General features: G+C 62.1%; 18 protein-coding genes. 6 read left to right on the plus strand and 12 right to left on the minus strand.

Going from position 1 to position 20,018, the window contains the following annotated elements:
- The first annotated feature begins 61 nt into the window (after nt 1-61).
- Both BT116_RS09650 and BT116_RS09655 read left to right on the plus strand, forming a co-directional pair.
- Nucleotides 62-1,288 carry a 3-hydroxyacyl-CoA dehydrogenase gene (locus BT116_RS09650; RefSeq protein WP_072342743.1) on the plus strand — a complete coding sequence of 409 codons (1,227 nt, stop codon included), beginning with the start codon at nt 62-64 and terminating at the stop codon, nt 1,286-1,288.
- 45 nt (nt 1,289-1,333) lie between these two features.
- Nucleotides 1,334-1,753 (plus strand): acyl-CoA thioesterase, encoded by a 420-nt coding sequence (locus BT116_RS09655; RefSeq protein WP_072342746.1) that lies wholly within the window; start codon nt 1,334-1,336, stop codon nt 1,751-1,753.
- A gap of 78 nt (nt 1,754-1,831) precedes the next feature.
- On the opposite strand, the gene BT116_RS09660 is transcribed toward BT116_RS09655, so the two are convergent.
- From BT116_RS09660 to BT116_RS09675, 4 genes are all read right to left on the minus strand, one after another.
- Nucleotides 1,832-2,311: a glycine zipper domain-containing protein gene (locus BT116_RS09660; protein WP_058544959.1), complete on the minus strand. Its 480-nt coding sequence runs from the start codon at nt 2,309-2,311 to the stop codon at nt 1,832-1,834.
- A 297-nt stretch (nt 2,312-2,608) separates the two neighbouring features.
- Nucleotides 2,609-4,957 carry an FdhF/YdeP family oxidoreductase gene (locus BT116_RS09665; RefSeq protein ID WP_072342749.1) on the minus strand — a complete coding sequence of 783 codons (2,349 nt, stop codon included), beginning with the start codon at nt 4,955-4,957 and terminating at the stop codon, nt 2,609-2,611.
- Entirely contained in the window at nt 4,954-5,793 is an 840-nt protein-coding gene (fdhD, locus tag BT116_RS09670; RefSeq protein ID WP_072342752.1) for a formate dehydrogenase accessory sulfurtransferase FdhD, read from the minus strand. The genes BT116_RS09665 and fdhD overlap by 4 nt, the downstream gene beginning before the upstream one ends.
- 93 nt (nt 5,794-5,886) lie before the next feature.
- Nucleotides 5,887-6,774: a LysR family transcriptional regulator gene (locus BT116_RS09675; RefSeq protein ID WP_063323406.1), complete on the minus strand. Its 888-nt coding sequence runs from the start codon at nt 6,772-6,774 to the stop codon at nt 5,887-5,889.
- Between the two features lie 133 nt (nt 6,775-6,907).
- Here BT116_RS09675 and lysM point away from each other — a divergent pair, with 133 nt between their 5' ends.
- Entirely contained in the window at nt 6,908-7,348 is a 441-nt protein-coding gene (gene lysM, locus BT116_RS09680; RefSeq protein ID WP_072342755.1) for a peptidoglycan-binding protein LysM, read from the plus strand.
- A gap of 105 nt (nt 7,349-7,453) precedes the next feature.
- Here the strand turns inward: lysM and yrfG are convergent, their stop codons facing one another.
- Nucleotides 7,454-8,116 carry a GMP/IMP nucleotidase gene (yrfG, locus tag BT116_RS09685; protein WP_014336052.1) on the minus strand — a complete coding sequence of 221 codons (663 nt, stop codon included), beginning with the start codon at nt 8,114-8,116 and terminating at the stop codon, nt 7,454-7,456.
- Nucleotides 8,117-8,204: 88 nt separating this feature from the next.
- Here yrfG and nudE point away from each other — a divergent pair, with 88 nt between their 5' ends.
- A complete protein-coding gene (gene nudE, locus BT116_RS09690) occupies nt 8,205-8,771 on the plus strand; it encodes an ADP compounds hydrolase NudE (protein WP_003196729.1) in 567 nt (188 codons plus the stop codon).
- On the plus strand, nt 8,768-9,595 hold the full coding sequence (cysQ, locus tag BT116_RS09695; RefSeq protein ID WP_072342758.1) for a 3'(2'),5'-bisphosphate nucleotidase CysQ: 828 nt from the start codon (nt 8,768-8,770) through the stop codon (nt 9,593-9,595). The genes nudE and cysQ overlap by 4 nt, the downstream gene beginning before the upstream one ends.
- 131 nt (nt 9,596-9,726) lie before the next feature.
- Here the strand turns inward: cysQ and BT116_RS09700 are convergent, their stop codons facing one another.
- From BT116_RS09700 to rfbB, 7 genes are all read right to left on the minus strand, one after another.
- On the minus strand, nt 9,727-10,182 hold the full coding sequence (locus tag BT116_RS09700) for a YiiD C-terminal domain-containing protein (protein WP_072342761.1): 456 nt from the start codon (nt 10,180-10,182) through the stop codon (nt 9,727-9,729).
- Nucleotides 10,183-10,219: 37 nt separating this feature from the next.
- On the minus strand, nt 10,220-11,611 hold the full coding sequence (locus tag BT116_RS09705; protein WP_072342764.1) for a sigma-54-dependent transcriptional regulator: 1,392 nt from the start codon (nt 11,609-11,611) through the stop codon (nt 10,220-10,222).
- Nucleotides 11,608-13,416, minus strand: a complete 1,809-nt coding sequence (locus BT116_RS09710; RefSeq protein WP_072342767.1) for a sensor histidine kinase — start codon at nt 13,414-13,416, stop codon at nt 11,608-11,610. The genes BT116_RS09705 and BT116_RS09710 overlap by 4 nt, the downstream gene beginning before the upstream one ends.
- Before the next feature lie 71 nt (nt 13,417-13,487).
- A complete protein-coding gene (gene rfbD, locus BT116_RS09715) occupies nt 13,488-14,369 on the minus strand; it encodes a dTDP-4-dehydrorhamnose reductase (protein WP_072342770.1) in 882 nt (293 codons plus the stop codon).
- Complete coding sequence (gene rfbC, locus BT116_RS09720; protein ID WP_072342773.1) at nt 14,366-14,911, minus strand: dTDP-4-dehydrorhamnose 3,5-epimerase; 546 nt, start codon at nt 14,909-14,911, stop codon at nt 14,366-14,368. The genes rfbD and rfbC overlap by 4 nt, the downstream gene beginning before the upstream one ends.
- Nucleotides 14,908-15,783, minus strand: a complete 876-nt coding sequence (gene rfbA, locus BT116_RS09725; protein ID WP_072342776.1) for a glucose-1-phosphate thymidylyltransferase RfbA — start codon at nt 15,781-15,783, stop codon at nt 14,908-14,910. Before rfbA ends, rfbC begins: the two co-directional genes overlap by 4 nt.
- Nucleotides 15,780-16,862, minus strand: coding sequence for a dTDP-glucose 4,6-dehydratase (gene rfbB, locus BT116_RS09730; protein WP_072342779.1), 1,083 nt, complete (start codon nt 16,860-16,862; stop codon nt 15,780-15,782). Before rfbB ends, rfbA begins: the two co-directional genes overlap by 4 nt.
- Before the next feature lie 205 nt (nt 16,863-17,067).
- On the opposite strand from rfbB, the gene BT116_RS09735 reads away from it, so the two are divergent.
- Entirely contained in the window at nt 17,068-19,980 is a 2,913-nt protein-coding gene (locus BT116_RS09735) for an aminotransferase (RefSeq protein WP_072342781.1), read from the plus strand.
- Nucleotides 19,981-20,018: the final 38 nt, after the last annotated feature.

Below are 20,018 nucleotides of genomic sequence, written 5' to 3' on the forward strand. Positions count from 1 at the left end.
AAAACATTCGGCGGCTGACTAAGGTGAAGGCTGTCTTTGGATCGCCAACAAGAGAGCAAACATGAGCCAGACACCTTTCGATATTCAGCGTGCCGCGGTGGTCGGTGCAGGCACTATGGGCCGGGGCATCGTGATGTGCCTGGCCAACGCGGGCGTGGCGGTGCAGTGGGTCGACAACAATCCGCAGATGCTCGAACAGGCACTGGTCGCCGTGGCCGAGACCTATGCCCATGGCGTGCGTCAGGGCCGTATCGATCAGGGTGAGGCTGACGCGCGGATTGCCCGAGTGACACGGGCGGATGATTACGCGGCGATCCGCAATGTGGACCTGGTGATCGAAGCGGTCTACGAGAATCTCGAGCTCAAGCAGAGGATTTTTCGTGAACTGGACGGTTTGCTCAAACCCGAGGCGATCCTGGCGAGCAACACCTCGGCGCTGGACATCGATGCGATCGCCGCCGCCACTCGCCGGCCAACCCAGGTGCTGGGCCTGCATTTCTTCAGCCCGGCGCACATCATGAAACTGTTGGAAGTCGTTCGTGGTGCGCAAACTTCCAAGGCGGTGCTGGACGCGGCCTTGGTATTAGGCAAGCGCATGGGCAAGGTCAGCGTGGTATCGGGCAATTGCCATGGATTCATCGGCAACCGGATGCTTCATCCTTATGTGTTGGAGGCTCGCAAGATGTTGCTCGAGGGGGCGTTCCCTCATCAGGTCGATGCGGCGTTGCAAGGCTTCGGCTTCGCCATGGGGCCGTTTCGCATGTACGACGTCGTCGGGATCGACCTGGAGTGGCGTGCACGAGAATTGGCAGGAACAGGCCAGGATGCGCCAGAGGTCCAGGTAGACAATCGGCTGTGCGAACTGGGACGGTTCGGCCAGAAAAGCGGCAATGGGTATTATCACTACGAGCCGGGCAGTCGACAGGCCGAGCATGATGTCGAGGTCGATGCGCTGGTGCTACGGGTCAGTGAAGCGCTAGGTTTCCAGCGGCGCGAGATTGGCCCGGAGGAAATCCTCGAACGGTGCTTGCTGGCGTTGGTCAACGAGGGCGCGAAAATCCTGGAGGAGGGCATTGCCGAGTCGGCCCACGACATCGATCTGGTCTACCTCAACGGCTACGGTTTCCCTGCGGACAAGGGCGGGCCGATGGCCTGGGCCGACGGGCAGGGGCTGGAGGATATCCACGCACGCCTGCTGTCGCTCGAAACGAAGCAGGGCGACCAGTGGAAGCCCGCGCGTCTGATTGGCGATCTGGCAGCGCAGGGCAAGGGTTTCGCGCAGGCCTGAGACCGGGCCACGTCAAGATCATTGAACAACCGTAAAGGACACCTGATGCCCCAACGCAACGAATACCGACACTTGCAACCCATTACCACGCGCTGGCACGACAACGATGTGTACGGTCACGTCAATAACGTCACCTATTACAGCTTTTTCGATAGCGCAGTGAATACCTACCTGATCGAAGTCGGTGGTCTGGATATCCATGACGGAGAGGTGGTGGGGTTCGTGGTGAGTTCGGCCTGTGACTACTTTGCCTCAATCGCCTTTCCAGACCGGATTGAAATCGGCCTGCGGGTCGGGAAGCTGGGCAGCAGTTCCGTGCAGTACGAGCTGGCGGTGTTCAAGGTCGGCGAGGAGGAGGCCTGTGCGGCGGGGCGTTTTGTTCACGTATTTGTGGACCGGGCGTCGAATCGGCCGGTGGCGATTCCGGACCAGCTGCGTGGGGCTTTGGAACGGTTGGTGGTCTGAAACAAAAAATCGCAGCCTCCTGTCAGCTCTGGGAGCTGCCGGAGGCTGCGATCTTCAACGGCGGTTATCAGTCAGCCGTTAGTCGCGGTAGTAGCGATGATGTTTTTTGCGATGCCCGTAGGCATGGCCACGACCTGGATGGCCGTCACGGTAGTAACGGCGATCACCACGGCGACCGTCATAGTGACGATCATCGTCATCGTCCTTGCCCATGTAGTTACCCAGGGCGCCACCCGCGCCACCGCCCGCTGCCGCACCGATCAGGCTGCCAGTGGTGCCGCCGACGCTACGACCGACCACGTTACCGCCGGCTGCGCCCAGCGCGCCGCCGATCGCCGCTTCGCCGCGGCTGTGTTTGTCTGCACCGACTGCACTGCCGCCCGCGCCGCCCAGCGCCGCGCCGATAGTGGAGCCGGTGTTGCCGCCCAGGGACTGGCCGACGACCGAACCCAAAACCCCGCCCAATGCGCCGCCCACACCTGCTTCGGCAGTACCACCGGCAGAAGCGATGCCACTGGCCAGGCTAAGGGACAACAAGAGAATGGAGGAGAACTTCATAGAGGAGCCTCAAAGGGATGACGGCGCGATCCTGAGGCTGGCTTCGCTTGGTTACAATAGAAATCCGACGAGTAACACGACTTGTGCACAATTCTCTAAGTTATTGTTTTACGGTCGGAACTTAACGCGAATTGGCCGGTCTTTAGCTACTTCGGACAGGCCGTTTTCTAGGGAAAACGGCCTTTTTTGTGGGCGCTGGAAAGTACTCTGTAGCGAGGGGGTATCGCTGGGCTGCGACTCCCTTTTCTGGTTGCTGCGCAACCAAGCGGGAGCAAGCTCCCTCGCCACAATACTGTATCAGGCCGACTTGGCCAGGATCAGTCCATTCTCGCTCGCCGCTTCCAGACGGATCGCGACGAATTTCGACGTTGGGGTGTGGCTGCCGTCGCCCGTGCTTTCCAGTGGCACCAGCGGGTTTACTTCAGGGTAATAAGCCGCAGCCTGCCCGGCCGGAATGTCGAATGCCAGCAGGGTAAAGCCCTTGACCCGCCGTTCGCGCCCGTCATCCCAGAGCGAGACGATGTCGGCTTTCTGCCCCGGCTTGAAGCCCAGGCGAATGATGTCCGCTTCGTTGGCAAACAACACGTCACGCTGGCCCTTCACACCGCGATAGCGGTCATCGAGGCCATAGATGGTGGTGTTGTACTGATCGTGGGAACGCATGGACTGCATGATCAGGTCGGGCAACTGGCCGGTGGCCCGGGTGCGTTCATGCACAAGATCGGTCGGCAACCGGTTGGGCTTGAAGTTGGCGCGGCCCGACGGGGTATTCCAGCGCCGAGAACCGGCGCTATTGCCGAGGTAGAACCCACCAGGGTTCTTCAGCTTTTCGTTGAAGTCCTTGAAGCCTGGTACGGTGTCGGCGATCAGGTCACGGATGCGACTGTAGTCGGCCACCAGCCAGTTCCAGTCCACCGGACGGCTACCCAGTGTGGCGGCGGCGATGCCGGCGATGATCCACGGTTCGGAGCGCATCTGGTTCGACAGCGGCTGCAGCTGGCCCATGGACGCATGCACCATGCTGAAGGAGTCTTCCACGGTCACCGCTTGCGCACCTTCGGTTTGCAGATCGATGTCGGTGCGGCCCAGGCACGGCAGGATCAGCGCTTCCTTGCCGTGAGCCAGATGGCTGCGGTTGAGCTTGGTGCTGATCTGCACCGTCAGGTCGCAATTGGCCAAGGCCTGGAACGTTCGATGGCTGTCCGGCGTGGCTTGGGCGAAGTTGCCGCCCAGGGCGATGAACACTTTCGCCTCACCGTTGGCCATGGCGTGGATCGCCTCGACCACGTTGTGGCCGTTTTCACGCGGCACCTTGAATTGGAAGCGCCGCTCCAGCGAATCGAGAAACGCCGTTGGCGGACGCTCGTTGATGCCCATGGTCCGGTCACCCTGGACGTTGCTGTGGCCGCGTACCGGACACAGGCCTGCGCCTGGCCGGCCGATGTTGCCGCGCAGCATCATCACGTTGGCGATTTCCTGGATGGTCGCCACCGAATGACGGTGCTGGGTGATACCCATCGCCCAGCACATGATCACGTTCTGGCTCTTGGCGTACATGCGCGCCGCTTGCTCGATGTCGACCAGGGTCATGCCCGATTGCTCGACGATCTGTTCCCACGGCGTGTCGTCGACCGCCGCCAGGTAATCCAGCACGTTGGTGCTGTGCTCATTGAGGAACGCGTGGTCGAACACCGCCGCAGCGCCAGTGTTCTGCGCTTCGCGCTCCCACTGCAGCAGGAACTTCGCCATGCCGCGCAAGATCGCCATGTCGCCACCCAGGGCCGGGCGGAAATAGGCGGTGTTGGTCGGCTTATTGCCATTGGTGAGCATTTCGATCGGGTTCTGCGGATGCTGGAAGCGCTCCAGGCCACGCTCCTTGAGCGGGTTGATGCAGACCACTTGGGCGCCGCGTTTCACCGCCTCGCGCAGTGGTTCGAGCATCCGCGGATGGTTGGTCCCGGGGTTCTGGCCCCAGACGAAAATCGCATCGGCGTGTTCGAAATCGTCGAAGGTCACTGTGCCCTTGCCCACGCCCACGCTCTGGGACAGCGCTACGCCGCTGGCCTCGTGGCACATGTTCGAGCAGTCGGGGAAGTTGTTAGTGCCATAGGCGCGCACGAACAGCTGATACAAGTAGGCCGCTTCGTTGCTGGCTCGGCCCGAGGTGTAGAACTCGGCCTGGTTCGGGCTGGACAGCCCTTGCAGGTGCTTGCCGATCAGGTCGAACGCCGCTTCCCAACTGACGGGTTTGTAGCGGTCGGTTTCGGCGTCGTAGCGCATTGGCTCGGTCAGGCGACCCTGGTACTCGAGCCAGTAGTCGCTCTGCTCCAGCAGCGAGCTCACGCTATGCTTGGCGAAGAATGCACCATCGACGCGGCGCTTGGTCGCTTCCCAGTTCACCGCCTTGGCGCCGTTCTCGCAGAACTTGACCATGCCGCTTTCCGGTGAATCACCCCAGGCACAGCCTGGGCAGTCAAAACCGCCATTCTGGTTGGTCTTGAGCATCATGCGGATGTTTTTCAGCGCGTTGTCGCTGGTCAACCAGGCCTGAGCGACGCTGATCAGCGCTCCCCAGCCACCGGCCGGGCCCTTGTAGGGCTTGTAGCGCGGTACGGGTTTCTGGTCGGCTTGTTGATGATTGCTCACGCTTGTTTCTCCATCGCAGGGCTGTAGACCCGTGGTGCACTTTTTTGTGGCAGGTGGATGAGGTTGAGGTTGTGTTGGCGGGCCCACTGCACCGCAAGGCCCGTGGGTGACGACAGGCTGACCAGGGTCTGGATGCCGGCCCGCAGGACCTTCTGGATCAGTTCGAGGCTGCAACGGCTGGTGACGATCGCTACGCCGCCGGCCACCGGGATCTGCTGCCGGACCAGCGCGCCGATCAGTTTGTCGAGGGCGTTGTGTCGGCCGATGTCTTCGCGACCCAGCAGCAATTCGCCTTGGGCGTTCATGAACAACGCGGCGTGGACTGCGCCGCAGTATTGACCCAGGGGCTGGAACTGGCTGATGCGGTCACGCAGGCCATCGAGCCATTGGGCGGGTGGCAGCGGTGCGCCGGGCAGCACCTTGAGGTTTGGCAATGCCTGTTCCACTGCCTCTACGCCGCACAAGCCGCAGCCGCTAGTGCCCGTCAATTGCCGGCGTTGCTGCTTGAGGTTCCAGAAGGCGCGGTTGGCGATGGTCACCTCGGCATGGTGCGCAGCACCCGTGCCGCTCAGTTGCAGGTCATAAATGTCCGATGCGTCTTCAATGATGCCGCTGCCGAGGCTGAAGCCGACGATGAAGTCTTCAAGGTCGGTGGGGGTGACGAGCATGACCGCCTGGCTGATGCCGTTATAGGCAATCGCCAGCGCCACTTCCTCGGCCAGCGCGGTGCTGTCCGATTGGGAGTGGTCCAGATTGCAGTAGCGATAGCTCTGGCTGGCGGCCGGCGCGGATGTTTCCATCGCTGGCGCTGGACTGACCGGAGGCTTGTCGTTCATAGGCATCACTGAAAGTAGGAATAGTGTTAAGACTAAATGCGGCAATCTGCCACGTCTAATCGCTATTACTGATCTCTCAATAGATGACGTCGATCAAGATGTTGTCGATGATTTCTGGTAAAGGGCAAAACAGGCCTCTGCCAAGGCCGAACGTGGGGCGCCGCGCCGCATGATCAGGCCCAGTGGGACTAAGGTCTGCGCGCTTTCGATGGGCTGGATGCGCAAATCTTCGGTCAGCACATTCAGGCCGCTGTCCAAGGGCATCACCGCGCAACACAGTCCACCATGCACAGCTTGTAACAATTGATGCACTGCGTCGGTTTGCAACAGCGGTTGAGGTGTGAGGCCCCGGCTGTGGAAGTTGTGGTCGATGGATTGGCGAAAATGCATGCCGCTGGTGAGCATGCCCAGGGGCAGCTCGATCAGCGCTTCCCAACTCAGCGGTTGTTCGCCGAAAAAGAAATAGCGCTGGTCGTAGAGCAGGCCCATGCGGGTGTGGCTGAAGGGCAGGGCTTCGAAGCGCTCGTTGTCCAGGCGTTCCAGGTAGGAAATACCCAGGTCGATACGGTTGTTCGCCAGCTGTTCGAGGATACGTTCGGAGCTCAGGGACGACAGTTCGAATCGCAGGTTGGGGTGCTCGGCGTGCAAGCGCTGCATCATCGCCAGCGGGTCGAAGTCCGACAACGGCACCACGCCCAGGCGCAGCGTACCCACCAGGTTGCCACGACAGGCCGCCGCTTCGGCCTGCAGCCCGTCATAGGCCGCCAGCACCGTACGCGCCCAGGCCAGGACCCGTTCCCCCGGCGCGGTGAAACCTTCAAAGCGCTGGCCGCGATTGACCAGCGGCAGGTCAAGTTCTTCTTCAAGACTGCGCAGGCGCATCGACAGGGTCGGCTGGGTGATGTGGCAACGTGCGGCGGCTTGGCCGAAGTGGCGGGTTTCGTCGAGCGCGATGAGAAATTTCAGCTGCTTGATGTCCATCTTCGCTCCAGGGCGCAGGAAGGTTCGGATTCTAGCGCTTGCGCGTGGCGGGGTCATTGGTCGGTTGGGAACCGGGTTCGTCTCGCCTGGTCTAGTCTTTGCGTCTGGACACTTAAATCAAGGAGCGTGTGCCATGAGTATTTTTAGCTTTGTGAAGGAAGCAGGAGAAAAGCTGATCGACCTGCTGACCCCCGGCAATGCCAATGCCAGCGAACAACTGAAAGCGCATATTGAAAAGGTCGGCCTGGGTAATCCGAATGTTCAGGCGACCATCGACGGCGACAAAGTCACCGTCACCGGTGAAGTAGCGAGCCAGGAAGAAAAGGAAAAAATCCTGTTGGCGGTGGGCAATATCGCCGGTGTCGGCAGTGTCGACGACCAGATTACGGTGACTGGCCCGGTAGCACAGGCGGCGCGTTTCGTGACCGTGAAGAAGGGCGACACACTCAGCGCCATCTCCAAGGCCGCGTACGGCGACGCGAACAAGTACAACAAGATCTTCGAGGCCAACAAGCCGATGCTGTCGCACCCGGACAAGATCTATCCGGGGCAGGTGCTACGTATTCCCGAATAGCCTTACCTATGGCGAGGGGATTTATCCCCGCTGGGCTGCGTAGCAACCCCAAAAAACAGGGTCGCTTCGCGCCCAGCGGGGATAAATCCCCTCGCCACAACAGCCTCAAAGCCCGGCAATCAAGTCCCTATAATCCCCCAAGGCGTCAAACTCCCCCGTGTCCTTTGGCCCCTTGCGGCTATCCGGCTCGCTCACGGCCAGCAAGTGCGCCACGCCGAAGTCCCGGGCGCTGCGCAACACAGGCAGGGTGTCGTCGATGAACAGGCTGCGGGCCGGGTCGAAATTCAAGTCGGCTTGCAGTGCGTCCCAGAATTGCGGGTTTTCCTTGGGAAAGCCGTAGTCGTGGGAGCTGATCAGGCGGTCGAAGTAAGGGGCCAGCTCGATGCGTTCCAGCTTCAGGGACAATGAATCGCGGTGGGCGTTGGTGATCATCACCACGCGCTTGCCGGCCCGCTGGATCGCCGCCAGGAAAGTATCGGCGTCCGGGCGCAAGGCGATCAGGTGCGCGGTTTCCAACTTCAGTTCGCGTACCGGCAATTTCAGCTCGGTGCTCCAGAAATCCAGGCAATACCATTGCAACTGGCCGGCGTTGCGCTCGAACAGCGGCTGCAGCTCCATCTCGGCCATCGCCCGGCTCACGCCATGCAGTTCGGCGTAGCGCTGTGGCAGGTGTTCGAGCCAGAAATGGTTGTCGTAATGCAGGTCCAGCAGGGTGCCGTCCATGTCCAGCAGAACCGTATCGATCTCATGCCAGGGCAGCAAAGCCATAAAACTTCTCCAGCGGTAATCGGATATCCGACACAAACAATCAGAATAGGCCGGGTATAGTAGCCCGCTATCGCCCAGGGAGCCGTTTATGCGCCAGAAACCCACCATACTCGATCGCCAGATCGTCGCTACCAGCCGCCTGTTTTGCGTGGAAGAACTGAAATTGCGGTTTTCCAACGGTGTGGAGCGCACCTATGAACGTCTGGCGAGCAAGGGGGCGGGCTATGGCGCGGTGATGATCGTGGCGATGCTCGATGCCGACCACGCGGTGTTAGTGGAAGAGTACTGCGGGGGCACCGACGCCTACGAACTGTCCCTGCCCAAGGGCTTGATCGAGCCAGGTGAAGATGTGCTGGCGGCGGCCGAACGGGAACTCAAGGAAGAGGCCGGTTTCGGAGCGCGTCAATTGGAACACCTGACCGAACTGTCGCTGTCCCCCGGTTACATGAGCCAGAAAATCCAGGTGGTGCTGGCGACCGATCTGTATGAAGAACGGCTGGAGGGTGACGAGCCCGAGCCGATGCGCGTGGACAAGGTCAACCTGCGTGAGCTGTCGGCCCTGGCACAGAACCCGCAGTTCACGGAGGGCCGGGCCTTGGCAGCGCTGTACCTGGCCCGTGACCTGCTGACCCAGCGTGGAGCGTTCCTGTCATGACTTTCCCTCATCCGTTGATGGCCCCTGTAGTCGAGCTGGCGCTCCAGGCCGGTGATGCGATCCTGCCGTTCTGGCGCGCCAACGTGCAGGTCAACCACAAGGCCGACGAGTCGCCGGTGACCGCTGCAGACATGGCCGCTCATGATGTGATCGTGGCCGGGCTGATGACGCTGGCCCCGGATATTCCGATCCTCTCCGAAGAAGACGCCGATATTGCCCAAAGCGTGCGCGCCGGCTGGCATCGCTGGTGGCTGGTAGACCCGCTGGATGGCACCAAGGAGTTCATTTCCGGCAGCGAGGAGTTCACCGTCAACATCGCGTTGGTGGAGCAGGGCCGTGTGGTGTTCGGTGTGGTGTCGATGCCCACCAATGGGCGCTTTTACGTCGGCGGTGCAGGGCTGGGCGCCTGGCGTGGTGATAAGGGCGGCGTGCCTTTGCCTATCGCGGTTCGTGACGTCCTGGCCGCGGGTGAAGCTTTTACCGTGGTCGCCAGTCGTCGGCACACCAGCGCGGAGCAGGAACGCCTGCTGGATGGTTTGAGCGCAAGCCTAGGTGAGCTGCAACTGACCAGTATTGGCAGTTCGTTGAAGTTTTGCCTGGTGGCCGAAGGCGCGGCGGATTGCTATCCACGGCTGGCGCCGACCTCCCAGTGGGACACCGCTGCCGCCCAGGGTGTATTGGAAGGTGCGGGTGGCGAGGTGTTGGACTTGAGCGGTGAACCGTTCTGTTATCCACCGCGAGAGTCGCTGTTGAATACATCGTTCCTGGCGTTGCCGGCGAAAGCGGCGTGGCGGGGCAAGTTATTGGAGTTGGCCCGTTCTTAAGCCACCTCCGATCCTCTGTGGCGAGGGGATTTATCCCCGCTGGGCTGCGCAGCAGCCCAAAAAACAGGGTCGCTTCGCGCCCCAGCGGGGATAAATCCCCTCGCCACAAGGTTTTGTGGTGTTTTCCAAAGTCAGCGGTGCAACACGTACTGCCCCTCGAACTGCACTGCCACGTCCTCACTTCCGGTGTTCAACACTTGCGTCTGCAACGCCAGTCGCGCCCGGCCATAGCGCCGATAGGTGGCCAGGAAGCGTTTCCAGACCTTTTCCTCGGGCGCATCGCAGACGACGGTCGCATCGCGGGTCACCGGCAGCGGATAACTGATCTGCCCTTCCTGAATCACGATATGCCCGTCTTCGATGCCTTCCTCGCGCAGGGCCAGGTGCAGCCAGCCCCAGCCGCCGAGCACCGCGCCGCAATACAGGCTGCCACCGAACATGGTGCTCTTGTGGTTGACGTTGGCTGCAAGCGGCAACGACAGGCGCAGTTGCCGGGCCTGCCAATCGAGCACCTTGAGGCCCATGTCCCGGGTCAAGGGGATATCGTGGTGCAGGATCGATTCCAGGTAACGACTGTCGCGGTTCATTGCGGGGCCTTTTGCTTGAACGGGAAATGACGATAACTCAATCGGACTCATCGGCCGAACCATGGCTGCTGTCGCCGAAGTGCAGCCCATGTTTGCGTAGCTTGTCGTGCAAGGTCTTGCGTGGAATGCCCAAGGCTTCGGCCAGGCTGCGCACCGAGCTGTGAGGCCGGGCCAGTTCGGCGGCGATCAGGGTTTTCTCGAAGTTTTCCACCTGCTCGCTCAAGCCGCCGCTGACCACTTCCACCGGTGCGCCGGGGCTGCCGTCGGGCGTGCTGTTGTCCAGGGCCAGTTCCAGGCCCAGGGCAAAACGTTCGGCGGCGTTCTGCAATTCCCGCACATTGCCCGGCCAACTGTGGCGCAGCAGCAGCGCCCGTTGTGCCGGTTGTAATTCATGGGGCGGCAGCCCGTGGCGAGCACTGGCTTCGTCGGCGAAATGCTGAAACAGCATCAACACGTCTTCACCCCGTTCACGCAAGGGCGGTATGCGCAGCGGCGCGACGTTCAGGCGGTAATACAGGTCGGCGCGAAAACGACCTTGGTCGGCGGCCTGGCGCAGGTCTTCCTTGGTGGCGGCGATGACGCGAATATCCAGCGGAATCTGTTGATTGCCCCCCAGGCGCTCCACCATGCGTTCTTGCAGCAGACGCAGCAATTTGACCTGGACATCCAGGCTCATGCTTTCGATTTCATCCAGGAACAGCGTACCGCCGTTGGCGAATTCGAACTTGCCGATGCGGCGCTTCTGCGCGCCGGTAAAAGCGCCGGGTTCGTGGCCGAACAGTTCGCTTTCCACCACCGACTCGGCCAGGGCCCCGGCGTTGATGGCCACGAACGGCCCGTTACGCCGGCTCGAAAGGTCGTGCAGCGCCCGAGCGACCACTTCCTTGCCGGCACCGGTTTCACCGAGGATCAGCACGTCGGCGCGGGTGGCCGCCAGTGCGCCGATCTGCTCGCGCAGGCGCAGCATCGGAGTCGATTGGCCGACCAGGCGGGCGCTGAGTTCATGCCGGTCGCTGAGGGCCAGGCGCAGGCTGCGGTTGTCCAGCACCAACCGGCGCAAGGCCAGGGCCCGGCGTACACTGTCGAGCAAATGATCGCTGGCGAAAGGTTTTTCCAGGAAGTCATAGGCTCCGGCGCGCATTGCCTGCACCGCCAGTGGCACGTCGCCATGGCCGGTGATCAGCAGCACCGGCAGCTCTGAGTCCTGGGCGTGGAGTTCACCCAGCAGTTCGAGGCCATCCATGCCCGGCATGCGAATATCGCTGACCACCACGCCCGGCCAGTCACGGGGCAGTTGCCCGGCCACGCCCTTGGCTTCGGCCAGGGGCAGAATTTTCAGGCCCGCCAGGTCGAGGGTCTGGCTCAGGGCCTGACGCAAATGGGGATCGTCGTCGATCAGCACCACCTCAATCCGGTTGTCGATGGTCATACACTTCGGTCCTCGGACGGTTGCAGGCTCACCCCGGGGGCTCCGGCGCGCAGTTTCAGGGTGATCAGGGCGCCACCTTCCTTGTGGTTGGCGAACGACAGTTCGCCGCCGAAGGCGCGCATCAGGGTGTCGCAGATCGCCAGCCCCAGGCCAAGGCCTTGGGTGCGGGTCTTGGTGGTATAGAAAGGCTCGCCGGCGCGGCCCAGAGCTTCCATGCAAAACCCCGGGCCGTTATCGCGGATGTACAAGTTGACGCCGGTTTCGGTGGCCTGGGCACTGAGCCAGAGTTTGCGCGGTGGGCCTTTCTCGGTGAGCGCATCAAGGGCGTTGGCCAGCAGGTTGCCGAGTACCTGGCGCAAGCGGGTTTCGCCGGCCTCGACCCACAGCGTGGCGGCCGGCAAGTCGCGGATCAGTTCCACTTCCATGCTGCGCCGACGTTTGGCGAGCAGCGCCAGGGCGTCGTCCAGCGCCGGTTGCAGGGCGACGCTTTCCGGCGCATGTCGGTCGCGGCGGGCGAAGGCGCGCAGGTGGGCGATGATCGAGGCCATGCGCCCGGTCAGTTCGCTGATCAGCTTGAGGTTGCCCCGGGCATCTTCGGTGCGTTGGTGATCGAGCAAAATCTCGGCGTTCTCCGCGTAGCTGCGAATCGCTGCCAGCGGTTGGTTGAGTTCGTGGCTGATGCTCGCCGACATGGTGCCCAGGGCAGACAGCTTGCCGGCCTGCACCAGGTCATCCTGGGCACGGACCAGCTCTTGCTGAGCCTGTTCGCGCTCCAGCACTTCCTGCTTCAACCGTCGGTTCAGTCCTTCCAGGTCGCTGGTGCGCTCGGCCACCCGGCCTTCCAATTCGTGACGGGCCTTGGCTTCGAAGGCGATTCGATCCAGGTAATGGCGCCTGCGTTGCATCATCAACCCGAGCAACAGCATCAAGACCAGCAAGGCCGCGCCCCCGATGGCGACCACGGTGCGCACCGGACGATCAATCAGCGTGCGCGGGGCGAGAATGCTTACGCTCCAGCCGGTTTCCTCGATGGACTGGGTCTGGGTCAGCCAGGCGTTGGCGTTCAGGTTCAGCGGCTTGGGCTCGCGGGTCGGATACGGTTGTACTGCACTGATGGCCTCGCGCTCGGCATCATTCAAGGGCCGGGTCGCGCGAAATCGCCACTCTTGTCGCGACGTGAGGATGACCACGCCGTTGTGGTCGGTCACCAGTAATTGTTCGGGAGTCTTGCCCCACAGGCTTTCGGTGTGGTCGAGGTCGACCTTGACCACCAGCACGCCGATGACTTTTTCGCGGTCGCGCACGGCGGCGGCAAAGAAGTACCCACGTTTGGCCGATGTCGTGCCGAGGCCGAAGAAGCGGCCCAGGTGTCCGGCCATAGCTTCGATGAAGTACGGCCGGAAGGCGAAATTGCGTCCGACGAAACTGTCGTGTTTGTCCCAGTTCGACGCGGCCAGGGTCTTGCCGGAAGGGTCCATCAGGTACATGACTTCGGCGCCGGTCTGGGCGCTGATGTTTTTCAGCAGCCGGTTGGCATTGCCTTGGGTCACGCCATCGTCGGGTGCCGACAAGGCGGCGCGCAAGGCCGGCAGGTCGCCGAGAATCTGTGGCAGCACCTCATAACGGTGCAGTGTGCCCAACAGGTTGGCGACGTAGAGGTCCAGGGTCTGGCGGTTTTGCCCGGCCAGTTCGCTGCGGTAGTAACGTTCGGCCAAGTGCTCCAACGGCCACAGCAACGGCGCCAGGCACAGCGCGAGCAAGGCCAGGCTGCGCCAACGGGGTCTGCGGGGAAGGGTGGAATTCATGAGCCTCGGACGCCTGTGGTGACAGGCGTATTATGCCTAGTTGCCTTGCAAATACTATTTGTAAGGCAGTACTAGGCTTGTCCGGCGAGGCACTGCTGCAACGCGTCTCGCCAGTCCGGTTGGCTCACTGCCCACTCCTTGAGCAGGCGCGTGCAATCCAGGCGCGAGTTAAGTGGCCGCGGGGCCGGAGTCGGATAGGCACTGGATTCAATGGGCTCAAGCTGCGCACACGGTTTGTGCCGCTCAAGCAGGTTTTCGCCGATGGCCTGGGCGAAACCGAACCAGGACGTCTCGCCCCGGGCTGTCAGGTGATAGGTGCCCCAGGCGCCGGGTTGGCCGGCCTGCCAGCGCTCGATCAATTGCGCGGTGCTGTCGGCAATGGTGCCGGCCCAGGTCGGTGCGCCGATCTGGTCGGCGACCACCCGCAGCTGCGGTTTTTCCTGCAACAGGCGCTGCATGGTCAACAGGAAGTTGCGGCCCTCGGTGGAGTACACCCAACTGGTGCGCAGAATCAGGTGCTGACCGCCAGCCTGGCGGATGGCATTCTCGCCGGCCAGCTTGCTGCGTCCGTAGACACTCAGCGGGTTGGGCGTGTCGTCCTCGGTGTAGGGGGCGGATTTGAGGCCATCGAAGACGTAGTCGGTGGAGTAATGAATCAGCGGGACGCCCAGCGCAGCCGCTGCCTGGGCCAGGATGCCCGGTGCCGTGGCATTGATGGCGAACGCCCGCTCCGGTTCACTTTCGGCCTGATCGACGGCCGTGTGGGCGGCGGCATTGATGATCAGGCCGGGCTTGAGGGCTTCGATGGGGGCACGCAGGGAATCCGGTTGTGCCAGGTCGAGCTGGTCGCTGCCGCGTACGGTCAACTCGCCCAGGCCGTTCAGGCGCGATTGGAGCGCCCGGGAAACCTGGCCATTCTGGCCGATGATCAGGATACGCAAGGGGGCACTCATGGGAACAGGTCGGCCTCGTGCAGGGCTTTGCCATTCAGGTCCTTGGCCGAGAGGATCGGCGTGCCTTCGAACTCCCAATCGATGGCCAACTGCGGATCGTCCCAGCGAATGCAGCGTTCGGCCGAGGGGGCGTAGTAATCAGTGGTCTTGTAGAGGAAGTCCGCTGATTCGCTCAGTACGACGAAACCGTGGGCAAAACCTGGCGGGACCCACATCTGCCGGTGGTTCTGCGCCGACAGGCGTACGCTGGCCCATTGGCCGAAGGTCGGCGAGCTGCGGCGGATGTCCACCGCGACATCCAGCACTTCCCCCGCCGTGACGCGCACGAGTTTGCCCTGGGTTTGTTCGATCTGATAGTGCAGGCCCCGCAGCACGCCCCTGGTGGAGCGTGAATGGTTGTCCTGGACGAACTGCAGGGTGCAGCCAGTCGCTTCGGCAAACGCCCGGGCATTGAAGCTTTCGTAGAAAAACCCCCGGTCGTCGCCAAAGACTTTCGGTTCGATGATCAAGACTTCTGGCAAACGGGTGGCGATGACATTCATCGTGTTTCTCCGGCGATCTTGAACAAGTACTGGCCGTAGCCGGTCTTGCCAAAATACTGGGCGCGCTCCAGAACGTGCTCGCGGCTGACCCAACCTTGCTGGTAGGCAATTTCTTCCAGGCACGCCACTTTCAGGCCTTGGCGATGTTCGATGGTCTGCACGTATTGCGAGGCTTCCAGCAGGCTGTCGTGGGTGCCGGTGTCCAGCCAGGCGAAACCACGACCGAAGCGCTCGACGTGCAGTTCGCCGCGTTGCAGGTAGGCATTGTTGACGTCGGTGATTTCCAATTCGCCGCGTTTGGACGGCTTGATGGCCTTGGCGATCTTGATCACGTCGTTATCGTAGAAATACAGGCCGGTCACCGCGTAGCTGGATTTGGGCGCGGTGGGTTTTTCTTCGATGGACATCGCCCGTCCCTCTGTATCGAAGTCGATCACGCCAAAACGCTCAGGGTCCTTGACCCAGTAGCCGAACACTGTCGCGCCACTCTGCCGGTTGACGGCGGTCTGCAGTTGTTCACCAAAATGCTGGCCGTGGAAAATGTTGTCGCCCAGGATCAGGCACACCGGGTCGCTGCCAATGAACTGTTCGCCAATCAGGAACGCTTGGGCCAGGCCATCGGGCGACGGCTGCTCGGCATAGCTGAACCGCACGCCAAACTGATGGCCATCGCCCAACAGGTTGCGGTACTGCGGCAGATCCTGCGGCGTGGAAATCACCAGGATGTCCTTGATGCCGGCGAGCATCAGCACCGAGATCGGGTAATAAATCATCGGCTTGTCATAAATCGGTAAAAGTTGCTTGGAAACCCCGAGGGTAATCGGGTGCAAGCGTGTGCCGGAACCGCCGGCCAGGACAATGCCTTTCATCATGCCATTGCATCCTTGTTGTCGAGCGAGCCCAGGCGCTCGCCTTGATAGCTGCCGTCCTGGACACGTTGGCACCACAGCAGGTTTTCGAGGTACCACTGCACAGTCTTGCGCAGCCCGGTCTCGAAGGTTTCCCGTGGTGTCCAGCCCAGTTCCCGTTCGATCTTGCTGGCGTCGATGGCGTAGCGCAGGTCGTGGCCGGGGCGATCCTGGACGAAGCTGATCAGGTCGGCATAGTGCTCGATCCCTTCGGGCTTGCGTGGCGCCAGTTCTTCGAGCAAGGCGCAGATGCTGCGCACCACGTCGATGTTTTTCTGCTCGTTGTGACCGCCAATGTTGTAAGTCTCGCCGACCATGCCTTCGGTGACGACCTTGAGCAGTGCACGGGCATGATCTTCGACAAACAGCCAGTCGCGCACTTGCTGGCCGTCGCCATAGACCGGCAACGGCTTGCCGGCCAGCGCGTTGAGAATCACCAGTGGGATGAGCTTCTCGGGGAAGTGAAACGGCCCGTAGTTATTGGAGCAGTTGGTCAACAGCACGGGCAAGCCGTAGGTGCGTTGCCAGGCACGGACCAGGTGGTCGGACGCTGCCTTGCTCGCCGAGTACGGTGAGCTTGGGGCATAGGCGGTGGTCTCGGTGAACAGGTCATCCACACCGTGCAAATCGCCATACACTTCGTCGGTGGAAATGTGGTGGAAGCGAAACGCGCGCTTCTGCGGCTCGGGCAGGGCCTGCCAGTAGGCTCGAGTGGCTTCCAGCAGGCTGTAGGTGCCTACGATGTTGGTCTGGATGAAGTCCGCCGGGCCATCGATGGAGCGGTCTACATGGGACTCGGCCGCCAGATGCATGATGGCGTCAGGTTTGAATCGCGCCAGCACCGCACTGACGGTGGGTTGGTCGACGATATCGGCCTGGACGAATTCGTAGCGGCTGTCGTGATCGATGCTGCTCAGTGATTCGAGATTGCCGGCATAGGTCAGCTTATCGAGGTTCAGGACTTGGTGTCCGGTATCAAGAATCAAGTGCCGTATGAGAGCCGAGCCGATGAAGCCGGCACCGCCAGTGATGAGAATGCGCATCCGGATAAGCCTTTTTCCGTGTGACAACAAAGCGTAGGAGAATAGCATGCCGGCATGACGAGAGCGGTGTAAGCGCCCCCTCGGACACACCTTCCCATACAGCTTCTCAAGAGAGCTGTGCATATTGTTGAACAGGAGGGGTTGCTTATCCTCCGGCTCAGTGGCGTGATAGGCATCCGAACAAAACCACCTCAGGGGTCGTTGTATGCCACTCGCTACGTTGGTTCACCGTGCCAGTTTGCCAAGCCCACAGATCAGCGCCGAGCAAGCGCTGGTGCTGCTGCGCTCGAATTACGGACTCAGCGGCGACCTGCGACCCCTTGGCAGCAACCAGGACCTCAATTACCGCGTCGACAGCGAACGTGGGCGCTTTGTGTTGAAAATTTGCCACGGCGACTACGCTGTCCAGGAACTTCAGGCCCAACACGCTGCCCTCAAGCAGTTGGCCGGGCACAGCGCGGTGAAGGTGCCGCGGGTGATTACCGCCAGCAACGGCCAGGACCTGCTGACTTTGGACGTCGACGGTCAAGCGATCCATATGCGCCTGCTTGAGTACATCGACGGCCAGTCCCTCACGCAGCTCAAACACCTGCCGCCTGAGTTGGTGACCGGCCTGGGCCGCCTGTGCGCGGAAATGGACCTGGCCTTGGCGACATTCGACCACCCAGGCCTGGAGCGCACCCTGCAATGGGACGCGCGCCACGCTCCGGCCCTGGTCGATCATCTGTTGCCTGTCATCGACGACGATCAGCGGCGGCAACTGATCGCCCAGGTCGCGCAACAGGCCGAGCGGCGCTTGCAGCCGCTCAAGGCCAGCCTGCCGGTGCAGGCGATCCACATGGACATCACCGATGACAACGTGGTCTGGCAGCGCGATGCCCAGCGCCAATGGCAATTGCAGGGTGTCATCGATTTCGGTGACCTGATCCGCACCTGGCGCATCACGGACCTGTCGGTAACGTGTGCGGCCCTGCTGCACCACGCCGACGGTGATCCATTCTTCATCTTGCCGGCGATCAAGGCCTACCAGGCGGTCAACCCCTTGCAACGCGAAGAACTGTTGGCGCTGTGGCCATTGATCGTGGCGCGCGCCGCGGTGCTGGTGCTCAGCGGTGAACAGCAGGTTTCCATCGACCCGGACAACCAATACAGCCGCGACAACCTGGCCCATGAGTGGGAGATTTTCCGGGTCGCCCACTCGGTGCCCTTCGAGTTGATGGAAGCGGCGATTCTCACCGCCGTCGGCCACAGCCTGCCGCCCATCGCCAGCGAAGGCTTTGCGCCGCTATTGCCGACCCTGGTGGGGCGTGAGTTCGCGCTGATTGACCTGGGTGTACTGAGCCCGCATTTCGAGGCCGGCAATTGGGAGCAGCCGGGGATCGACCAGCGCCTGCTGAGCGAGGCCGCGGGCGTTCATGGCCTGGCCGCCAGCCGCTATGGGCAATACCGGTTATCCCGCACTCGGCCGGACAGCGCCGTCGAACCCGATACTTATCCACTGCACGTGGAGTTGAGCGTTCCTCGGGGGACGCCGCTCGAATCCCCGTTCGCTGGGGTCGTGCACAAGGCTGCCGACGGCCTGTTGCAGCTGGACAGCGCGCAGTTGAGCGTGCGGCTGTGGGGCGTGACGTCGCCGCTGCATTCCGGCGCGGCACTGGTCAAGGGGCAGGTGCTGGGTGAAGTGACGGGGCCGTTGCGGGTCCAGTTGTGCCGTGGCGCCCAGGTGAATCCTCCGCTGTTCTGCACGCCCTCCAGGACAGCGGCCTGGCAGGCGCTATGCCCTTCGCCGGCGGTGCTGCTGGGACTGGCTTGCGATGCCGAACCGGAGATCGATCCCCAGGCGCTGCTGGCCCGTCGCGATGCGAGCTTTGCCCGTTCGCAGAAGCACTATTACGTCGATCCGCCGCGCATAGAGCGCGGCTGGCGCAATCACCTGATCGACATGCAGGGCCGCTCGTACCTGGACATGCTCAACAATGTCGCGGTGCTGGGCCATGGTCATCCACGCATGGCGGCAGTGGCTGCCCGGCAGTGGTCGCTGCTCAATACCAACTCGCGTTTCCACTATGCGGCGATCGCCGAATTTTCCGAACGCCTGCTGGCGTTGGCGCCGTCCAACATGGACCGGGTGTTCCTGGTCAACAGCGGCACCGAGGCCAACGACTTGGCGATCCGCCTAGCCTGGGCCTACAGCGGCGGGCGGGACATGCTCAGCGTATTGGAGGCCTATCACGGCTGGTCGGTGGCCGCCGATGCGGTCTCGACGTCTATCGCCGATAATCCCCAGGCCTTGAGCAGCCGCCCGGACTGGGTGCATCCGGTGACCGCACCGAACATCTATCGCGGCGAATTCCGTGGCCCCGACACTGCGCCGGACTACGTGCGCAGCGTTGAACACAACCTGGCGAAAATCGCCGAAAACAACCGCCAGCTCGCCGGGTTCATCTGCGAACCGGTATACGGCAACGCCGGTGGGATCGCGCTGCCGCCTGGTTACCTGAAGCAGGTCTACGCGATGGTGCGCGAGCGCGGTGGGGTCTGCATCGCCGACGAAGTCCAGGTCGGTTACGGGCGCATGGGCGAGTTTTTCTGGGGCTTCGAAGAGCAAGGAGTGGTGCCCGATATCATCACCATGGCCAAGGGCATGGGCAACGGCCAGCCATTGGGTGCGGTCATTACCCGCCGGGAGATCGCCGAGGCGCTGGAAGCCGAGGGGTATTTCTTTTCGTCGGCCGGAGGCAGCCCGGTCAGTTGCCAGATCGGCATGGCGGTACTGGATGTCATGGAAGAAGAACATCTCTGGGAAAACGCCCGGGTGGTGGGTGGGCACTTCAAGGCGCGGCTGGAGGCCTTGATCGACCGCTATCCATTGGTCGGTGCAGTGCATGGTTCGGGGTTTTACCTGGGCGTGGAACTGATCCGCGACCGCGACACGTTGCAGCCGGCCACTGAAGAAACCGCGGCGCTGTGCAACCGCCTGCGAGCGTTGGGGATTTTCATGCAACCGACCGGCGATTACCTGAACATCCTCAAGATCAAACCGCCGATGGTCACTACGCGTCAGAGCGTGGATTTCTTCGTAGATATGTTGGTGAAGGTCCTGGACGAGGGGTTGTAACTAATCGGGAACGCCAAGCTGTTCCCCTGTAGGAGCGA

The organism is Pseudomonas sp. NFACC16-2 (genome assembly GCF_900119205.1).
GTDB lineage: Bacteria > Pseudomonadota > Gammaproteobacteria > Pseudomonadales > Pseudomonadaceae > Aquipseudomonas > Aquipseudomonas fluorescens_Q.

Bases quoted from the DNA above. Each gene is read 5' to 3' on its own strand.
- rfbB (WP_072342779.1), bottom strand. From the start codon at position 16,862: ATGCGCATTCTCATCACTGGCGGTGCCGGCTTCATCGGCTCGGCTCTC.
- rfbD (WP_072342770.1), bottom strand. From the start codon at position 14,369: ATGAGTGCCCCCTTGCGTATCCTGATCATCGGCCAGAATGGCCAGGTT.
- rfbA (WP_072342776.1), bottom strand. From the start codon at position 15,783: ATGATGAAAGGCATTGTCCTGGCCGGCGGTTCCGGCACACGCTTGCAC.
- nudE (WP_003196729.1), top strand. From the start codon at position 8,205: ATGCGCCAGAAACCCACCATACTCGATCGCCAGATCGTCGCTACCAGC.
- BT116_RS09710 (WP_072342767.1), bottom strand. From the start codon at position 13,416: ATGAATTCCACCCTTCCCCGCAGACCCCGTTGGCGCAGCCTGGCCTTG.
- BT116_RS09700 (WP_072342761.1), bottom strand. From the start codon at position 10,182: ATGAACCGCGACAGTCGTTACCTGGAATCGATCCTGCACCACGATATC.
- BT116_RS09675 (WP_063323406.1), bottom strand. From the start codon at position 6,774: ATGGACATCAAGCAGCTGAAATTTCTCATCGCGCTCGACGAAACCCGC.
- BT116_RS09650 (WP_072342743.1), top strand. From the start codon at position 62: ATGAGCCAGACACCTTTCGATATTCAGCGTGCCGCGGTGGTCGGTGCA.
- lysM (WP_072342755.1), top strand. From the start codon at position 6,908: ATGAGTATTTTTAGCTTTGTGAAGGAAGCAGGAGAAAAGCTGATCGAC.
- fdhD (WP_072342752.1), bottom strand. From the start codon at position 5,793: ATGAACGACAAGCCTCCGGTCAGTCCAGCGCCAGCGATGGAAACATCC.
- yrfG (WP_014336052.1), bottom strand. From the start codon at position 8,116: ATGGCTTTGCTGCCCTGGCATGAGATCGATACGGTTCTGCTGGACATG.
- BT116_RS09660 (WP_058544959.1), bottom strand. From the start codon at position 2,311: ATGAAGTTCTCCTCCATTCTCTTGTTGTCCCTTAGCCTGGCCAGTGGC.
- rfbC (WP_072342773.1), bottom strand. From the start codon at position 14,911: ATGAATGTCATCGCCACCCGTTTGCCAGAAGTCTTGATCATCGAACCG.
- BT116_RS09735 (WP_072342781.1), top strand. From the start codon at position 17,068: ATGCCACTCGCTACGTTGGTTCACCGTGCCAGTTTGCCAAGCCCACAG.
- BT116_RS09655 (WP_072342746.1), top strand. From the start codon at position 1,334: ATGCCCCAACGCAACGAATACCGACACTTGCAACCCATTACCACGCGC.
- BT116_RS09705 (WP_072342764.1), bottom strand. From the start codon at position 11,611: ATGACCATCGACAACCGGATTGAGGTGGTGCTGATCGACGACGATCCC.
- cysQ (WP_072342758.1), top strand. From the start codon at position 8,768: ATGACTTTCCCTCATCCGTTGATGGCCCCTGTAGTCGAGCTGGCGCTC.